This window comes from Acinetobacter sp. AKBS16 (assembly GCF_002899995.1).
In the GTDB taxonomy this organism is placed as follows: domain Bacteria; phylum Pseudomonadota; class Gammaproteobacteria; order Pseudomonadales; family Moraxellaceae; genus Acinetobacter; species Acinetobacter baumannii.
This window is the reverse complement of record NZ_POYH01000092.1, coordinates 1,793-8,695: the sequence shown is the minus strand read 5'-3', so window position 1 is coordinate 8,695 and position 6,903 is coordinate 1,793. Positions and strand designations below refer to the sequence as shown.

Below are 6,903 nucleotides of genomic sequence, written 5' to 3'. Positions count from 1 at the left end.
CCATCTAAACATGAACATCACAGACAAGTACCGACGTGGAACTATAGGGTTGTGCATGCATATGGCAAAGTGACGATTCGAGATGATGAACGCTATGTTCGTGGTGTAGTGGCTCGCTTAACCCGCACCCATGAAGCTTCTCAACCTGAACCATGGAAAATGTCCGATGCACCAAAAGACTATCTTGAACCGATGTTAAAAGCCATTGTGGGCATAGAAATTGAAATTACCAAGCTGCAAGGAAAATCAAAACTTGGGCAAAACAAAGAACGCCGAGACATTTTAGGCGCGGCAGATGGCCTATCGAAATCTGGTCATCAAACTATAGCGAATGCCATGTACAGTGTGGCTGAGTTAAATAAATAATTTTGAAAATATAAAAGCTTAATATCAATTGAGGAGATAAAGATGTCTTTGACTACACCTGTTGAGTTATTGGGTGAACACGTTATTTTAAAGCCGCTAGATGTAACTCAAGCTGAAGCGCTCAAAGAGGCCGTTTGCGATGGGGAACTCTATAATCTTTGGTATACCCGTGTGCCAAGACCTGAACAGATGACTGCTGAAATTGAAAGACGTCTTGATTTGCAAAAATCTGGCTCTATGTTGCCATTTTATATTGAAGACCGAAAAACAGAGCGAGCGCTGGGCATGACAACTTTAATGCATATTGAAGAAGCACATCGCCGTGTAGAAATTGGTTCGACGTGGTACCGAAAGTCTGCACAGCGTACGCCTGTAAATACTGAGTGTAAAAAGCTATTGTTGGCTCATGCATTTGAGACTTTAAACTGTATTGCGGTTGAGTTACGCACATCTTCTTTAAATATTCAAAGCCAAACTGCAATTCTGCGTTTGGGAGCAAAGCTTGATGGTGTGCTGAGAAGCCATCAAATTGTGAAAGATGATATTTTGCGGGACACTCATGTTTACAGTATTTTAAGACATGAATGGCCTGCGGTCCGTCAAAATCTAGAATGGATGTTGAACAAACCGCGTTAAAAAGAATTTAAACAACCTGCTTTTCTCTTTTTTGGCTTAGCCAGAAGAGAGAAGCTGCGGCAATCACCAACCATGGTATTAACGCGATATTCATTGCTTTCCAGCCAAATAAATCCAGTAAAGCACCTGCACTAAACGAACAAATCAAACCGACAACAAAAACGGTCATATCGTTAATAGCTTGGGCCTTAGCTTTTTCAGCCACGGAATAGGTTCCTGTGAGTAAAGAAGTACTGCCAATAAATAAAAAGTTCCAACCCACGCCTAATAAAATTAAAGAAATAGCAAAAGATGCGAACTGAATACCTGAGAGAGCAAACCCAATGTAGCAAGTAAATAATAAAAGACCTGCAAACATGATTTTCAGCACACCAAAGCGAGCAATTAAGTTTCCAGTAAAAAATGAAGGCAGAAACATACCAAGCACATGTAGCTGAATGACTGTCGTAATTGGCCCAAGTTCATGGTGTGAATGTCGCATGGCAATGGGTGTTGCAGTCATACCTAAAATCATAATGCCATAACCTGTGACGGCACCAAACAGAGCAACTAAATAGGTCGGTTGAAAGACAATCTGTTGCCATGGGCGACCAGCAGTAAAGTCAGACTTTTGCTCAACTGTATCGGCAATATGTAGGTTAGATAAAATGCCCATTGCCACAAGTGAGATGATACTAATAATTAAAAATGAACCGATATATTCTAAATGCTGGAATAAAGGTCCGCCGAAGCGTGCTAAAGTTGGGCCAATCAGTGCTGCAACAATTCCACCTGCCATCACCCAAGAAATAGCACGTGAGCGAAACGCGTCAGTTGCCACTTCACTGGCAGCAAAACGGTAAAACTGGGCAAAGGATTGATAGGCCCCGACACATAGCGTACCTAAAGCAAGAAGCATGAGTGAGCTATAAAAAATACCAATTGATGCGATAATGCCGCCGAGCACACCTAAAAAAGCACCGAATAGAAAACCGTTACGCCGTCCAATATGTGCCATTAATATTGAGGCAGGGAACATCATTAAAGCCGTACCCAAAAACATAGATGCGATGGGCAGCGTTGCAAGTGTTGGGGTATTTGCAATATTTGCCCCAGCCAAGCCACCAATGGTCATGACCATGACGGAAACGGTTTGGAAAAGGGATTGGGAACTCGCCAAAATTAATACTTGGCGGTGCATAGTATTTTGAAGCATAAAGAGCCTTTAATTATATTCCGCAATGGCTGAGGCTAGGTGTCCAGTTTTTACATAAAGAGAAGCGCCAGACAAACCAGCTTGAAAATGTGCATGTGTTTTCGGTGGTAAGCGTATCCATGTGCCAGTTTCAAAAACCATTTCTTTATCAACTAATTGACCTTGGGTAATCAAAATTTCGATTCCACCCTCAGCTACTTCAAGAAAAAGTTGCTGCGGCTTGAGTTTTTCTAAATAAGTGTGTTCATAACTTGCATCAATTAATGTGCAAATTAAACGCGAATCTATTTTTTGCCATTGTGCTGGGTCGTTGGTATTGATTCGTAAGGTTTGCGTTTCTGACGTAGGAATTTGCATAAGTTTGACAAAAATCAATGTACCTTCTTCACTCGATGGTTGGTGTCCCGACTGATGGGGACTGCGTAAATACCATCCAGCAGGGTAGTGCTGATTTTGATTTTCAGTAAATACGCCTGAAAGTACGAGGATTTCTTCACCATGATGATGTCGATGTTCAGGGAAGGTTGTATGGGGCGCATATTTCACCAAACTGGTTGCACGAGCTATTTCACCGCCAATACGATCGAGCATGACACGATCAACTTCCCCACGGGGAGATTTCACCCAGTGATAGTCTTCAGGTTTGACAATCACAGCCTGTGAAAAATCGGCATGGATCAACATGAATACTTTCCTCGTAAACTAAATTCTCTTTATTCAATAACAAAATAAATAGAATGAATTAGCAAGTAAAATTAATGCTCTGCTAAATTTTCTACTGCCTCTAATACGCGTGCAGAATAGGTGAGTGCTGCACCTGCATTTAAAGAAATAGCGACAGAAAGAGCTTCGGCAATTTGTTCTTTGGTTGCACCTGCTTCAATTGCCTTTTTGCTATGTATAGAAATGCAACCATCACAACGTGTGGTCACTGCAACGGCAAGTGCAATAAGCTCATGGGTTTTTGCATCAAGCTGACCAATTTTACTCGTTCCTGCTTCCATTGCACTTAAACCACGCATGGTGTCTGGTGCTAGTTTTGCAAATTTTGCGACATATTGAAGCAACGAGTCTCGATAACTATTCTAGTTCTGCATATTAAATACTCCAAATAAGTGGGATTGATCACTAACTGCAAATTAGTGACCAGCCATCACACCACCATCTACAGGAAGAATAGTTCCTGTAATCCATGAGGCATTAGATGATGCAAGGAATAAAATCGCTTCGGCAATGTCAGCAGGTTGACCGTTGCGGCCTAAAGGATGGAACGAGTTAAAAGTCGGTAAGGCCTCTTTAACCTGATCTTCGCTCATAAACGTGTTGTAAACAGGTGTTTCCACTACACCTGGTGCAACGGTATTAATGCGGATATTTGATTCAGCCAATTCAATGGCTAAGTTATGAGTGAGTGCATGTACCCCTGCATTTGCTGCTGAGTAAGCAGAAGACGGGGTTGCTTTTACAGCTTGTAATGCCCAAAGCGAACCTGTTTGTACTATTGCGCCGCCTCCACGTTGTTGCATGGCTTTAGCAGCCGCTTGCGCCATAAAAAACTTGCCTTTCAAAATGGTATCTAAAAACCAGTCATATTCTGTTTCAGTAATATCAAGGAAAGATTTTGGGTTAAATACACCTGCATTATTGATAAGAATATCAACACCACCAAATGTTTCAGAAGCTACTTTTACTAAGTTTTTTGCAGTTTTAGGGTCGGCTATATCACCAGCAAAGTAGCGAACTTTTTCACCTGTCGGATCTATTTCATGGGCAGCTTTTTGCAATTTATTTTCATCGCGACCACCAATCACAACATTGGCACCTTCTTGAACCAAGCGAATTGCGACTTCTTTACCAATACCAGAACCGCCACCAGTAACGATAGCAACTTTTAAAGAAAATCTACTCATGTGTATATCCTTAAGATTAAAAAAAATAAATTGATTGATTCGTGAAAGTGAGGTTTTGCAATCAATATGGGTTTATTTTAGAAATAGTATTTTTTAATCACAAATGAGATAATCTACTTACCCAATAAAGAAAAACTTTAGCGCTATGAATTCACCAGTTTATCTCAATGCACTTCGTGCTTTTGAAGCCAGCGCACGCCACAAAAGTTTTTCTGCTGCAGCAAAAGAGTTGAATGTGACACCTGCTGCGGTGGGGCAATTGGTACGTACACTTGAAGATTGGTTAGGCTTTCCGTTGTTTCATCGGCAAACGAATGGCAAAAATCGACTGGTCGCTACTGAACTGGCTGAATCGGTTTTACCGGATATTCGGGCGGGTTTTGATAAGCTCACTTTGGCTTTGGAGAAATTAAAACAAGATTCTCTATCAGGTGTTCTTAATATTGCGGTCAGTCCAGCATTTGCCGAAAAATGGCTATTACCAAGAATTGATCATTTTCAAAAACAATATCCAGATATTGATATTCGTTTAGACATTAACTTGAAAACCGTAGATTTTTTAGAACAAAAAGTCGATGTAGGTGTCAGATATGGTCAAGGACAATGGCAAGGTTTAGAAGCCGTTAAACTTATGGATGAAGAGGTTTATCCCGTATGTTCGCCTACATTTTTAAATGAACATTCAACGCTCGTAACGCCGAACGATCTAAAGAATATCACTTTAATTCATGATCTTTCGATGGAAAAACATCAACAATTTCCGGGGTGGCAATCTTGGCTAAAAAGTGTAGGTTTGAATGACATCAATATTAGCCGTGGTATGCAAATCAACAGTTCATCTGCAGTTTTACAGGCTGCAATGGAAGGACATGGTGTTGCGTTAGCGCGTAGTGTTATGGTGCAAAAAGATATACAAACCGGGCGTTTGATACGATTATTTCCTCAAATTCACTTCTCATCGCCCTTTTCTTATTATTTGGTGTACCGACCACAATACGCAAATTTACCCAAAGTCAAAATCTGTCTAGATTGGTTTTTTGAAGAAATTCATCGAATATAAAATTAATCATTAACCTGAGGTTAATAACGACTCATCTAGGTTGATTGATCGAAAGTCCATAAAGCGTTTTTATAGATTCAGAACAAAACTGCGATCTATAGGTAAACACATGGAAGGCTCAGTTCAGAATAAAGAACGATTATGGACAAAGCGGCGTCATGCCAAACAACTAAAACTAGAGATGGCAAACCAATATACCGATGGTGTGGTGATTCCAACTCAAGACATTATTAAAGTTTTGGAAACCTTAATTACACCGGGTGACAAAGTTGTACTCGAAGGGAATAACCAAAAGCAGGCTGATTTTTTATCGCGCTCTTTGGCTCAAACCAATCCAGATATTTTGCATGATTTGCATATGATCATGCCAAGCGTAGGGCGTTCAGAACATCTTGATCTGTTTGAAAAAGGTATTGCGCGTAAGCTCGATTTTTCTTTTGCTGGCCCACAAAGTTTGCGTATTAGTCAGTTAATTGAAGATGGTTTACTAGAGATTGGTGCGATTCATACCTATATCGAGTTGTATTCACGTTTGGTGGTTGATCTTATTCCAAATGTAGTGCTCTCAGCGGGCTTTATGGCAGACCGCCAAGGCAATATCTATACAGGTCCAAGTACCGAAGATTCTCCAGCACTTATTGAACCTGCTGCTTTTAGTGACGGTATCGTGATTGTTCAGGTCAATGAACTGGTCGATGACGTCTCAGAGTTACCCCGTGTCGATATTCCTGCTTCTTGGGTGGATTATGTGGTGGTCGCAGACCAGCCTTTTTATATCGAACCGTTATTTACTCGAGACCCGAAACATATCAAGCCAGTGCATGTGCTCATGGCGATGATGGCAATTCGCGGAATTTATGAAAAGCATAATGTGCAATCATTAAACCATGGTATTGGTTTTAACACTGCGGCAATTGAACTGATTTTACCGACCTATGGTGAGTCTTTAGGTTTAAAAGGAAAAATCTGCCGAAACTGGACTCTGAATCCACATCCAACCTTAATTCCGGCGATTGAAACGGGATGGGTTGAAAGCGTGCATTGTTTTGGTACTGAACTCGGTATGGAAAAATATGTTGCTGCTCGTCCCGATGTTTTCTTTACAGGTCGTGATGGCGCTTTACGTTCCAACCGCATGATGTGTCAGCTCGCAGGTCAGTACGCCGTTGATCTATTTATTGGTGCAACTTTGCAAGTTGATGGCATGGGGCATTCTTCGACCGTTACCAAAGGGCGTTTAGCTGGTTTTGGTGGAGCGCCAAACATGGGACATGATCCGCGTGGACGTCGTCATGATACGCCAGCATGGTTGGATATGCGTTTGCAAGGTGCTAATGAAACAGATACCTATTTGGCACGTGGTAAAAAACTCGTTGTACAAATGGTGGAAACCTTTCAAGAGGGGGGCAAGCCAACTTTTGTAGATCGTCTCGATGCGATTGATGTTGCTAAAACGGCAGGTTTGCCTTTAGCCCCGATCATGATTTATGGCGATGATGTGACTCATTTATTGACCGAAGAAGGCATTGCTTATCTATATAAAGCAAGCAGCCAAGAAGAGCGTCAAGCCATGATTGCTGCGGTGGCAGGTGTGACCAGTATTGGTTTAACTCAAGACCCAAAAACAACAGCACGTTTAAGAAGTGAAGGTCTGGTGGTATTCCCTGAAGATTTAGGTATTCGCCGTACCGATGCCACACGTGAACTTTTAGCAGCGAAAAATATTGCCGACTTGG

Annotated in this window: 8 protein-coding genes; 4 read left to right on the top strand and 4 right to left on the bottom strand. The window is 41.4% G+C overall.

Annotated elements, in window-relative coordinates; genetic code table 11:
- Both C1642_RS19810 and C1642_RS17065 read left to right on the top strand, forming a co-directional pair.
- Window positions 1-366 (top strand): FMN-binding negative transcriptional regulator (locus tag C1642_RS19810; protein WP_228153965.1); only part of this gene is annotated, 366 nt, incomplete at its 5' end.
- A gap of 42 nt (window positions 367-408) precedes the next feature.
- Complete coding sequence (locus C1642_RS17065) at window positions 409-1,002, top strand: GNAT family N-acetyltransferase (RefSeq protein ID WP_103236633.1); 594 nt, start codon at window positions 409-411, stop codon at window positions 1,000-1,002.
- Between the two features lie 7 nt (window positions 1,003-1,009).
- Here the strand turns inward: C1642_RS17065 and C1642_RS17060 are convergent, their stop codons facing one another.
- The 4 genes from C1642_RS17060 to C1642_RS17045 form a co-directional block, all read right to left on the bottom strand.
- Window positions 1,010-2,197: an MFS transporter gene (locus tag C1642_RS17060; protein WP_103236632.1), complete on the bottom strand. Its 1,188-nt coding sequence runs from the start codon at window positions 2,195-2,197 to the stop codon at window positions 1,010-1,012.
- Between the two features lie 9 nt (window positions 2,198-2,206).
- A complete protein-coding gene (locus C1642_RS17055) occupies window positions 2,207-2,881 on the bottom strand; it encodes a cupin domain-containing protein (RefSeq protein WP_103236631.1) in 675 nt (224 codons plus the stop codon).
- Between the two features lie 71 nt (window positions 2,882-2,952).
- Window positions 2,953-3,219: a carboxymuconolactone decarboxylase family protein gene (locus C1642_RS17050; RefSeq protein WP_265734998.1), complete on the bottom strand. Its 267-nt coding sequence runs from the start codon at window positions 3,217-3,219 to the stop codon at window positions 2,953-2,955.
- A gap of 117 nt (window positions 3,220-3,336) precedes the next feature.
- Complete coding sequence (locus tag C1642_RS17045; protein WP_032018098.1) at window positions 3,337-4,107, bottom strand: SDR family NAD(P)-dependent oxidoreductase; 771 nt, start codon at window positions 4,105-4,107, stop codon at window positions 3,337-3,339.
- Window positions 4,108-4,252: 145 nt separating this feature from the next.
- Here C1642_RS17045 and gcvA point away from each other — a divergent pair, with 145 nt between their 5' ends.
- Together gcvA and mdcA are read left to right on the top strand one after the other, a co-directional pair.
- On the top strand, window positions 4,253-5,167 hold the full coding sequence (gcvA, locus tag C1642_RS17040; protein WP_001088003.1) for a transcriptional regulator GcvA: 915 nt from the start codon (window positions 4,253-4,255) through the stop codon (window positions 5,165-5,167).
- Window positions 5,168-5,276: 109 nt separating this feature from the next.
- Window positions 5,277-6,903, top strand: a 1,627-nt coding sequence (gene mdcA, locus C1642_RS18980; RefSeq protein ID WP_103236630.1) for a malonate decarboxylase subunit alpha, incomplete at its 3' end; no start/stop codon positions are given.

Coding starts and splice junctions, on each gene's coding strand:
- gcvA (WP_001088003.1), top strand. CDS start 4,253: ATGAATTCACCAGTTTATCTCAATGCACTTCGTGCTTTTGAAGCCAGC.
- C1642_RS17055 (WP_103236631.1), bottom strand. CDS start 2,881: ATGTTGATCCATGCCGATTTTTCACAGGCTGTGATTGTCAAACCTGAA.
- C1642_RS17065 (WP_103236633.1), top strand. CDS start 409: ATGTCTTTGACTACACCTGTTGAGTTATTGGGTGAACACGTTATTTTA.
- C1642_RS17045 (WP_032018098.1), bottom strand. CDS start 4,107: ATGAGTAGATTTTCTTTAAAAGTTGCTATCGTTACTGGTGGCGGTTCT.
- C1642_RS17060 (WP_103236632.1), bottom strand. CDS start 2,197: ATGCTTCAAAATACTATGCACCGCCAAGTATTAATTTTGGCGAGTTCC.
- C1642_RS17050 (WP_265734998.1), bottom strand. CDS start 3,219: ATGCGTGGTTTAAGTGCAATGGAAGCAGGAACGAGTAAAATTGGTCAG.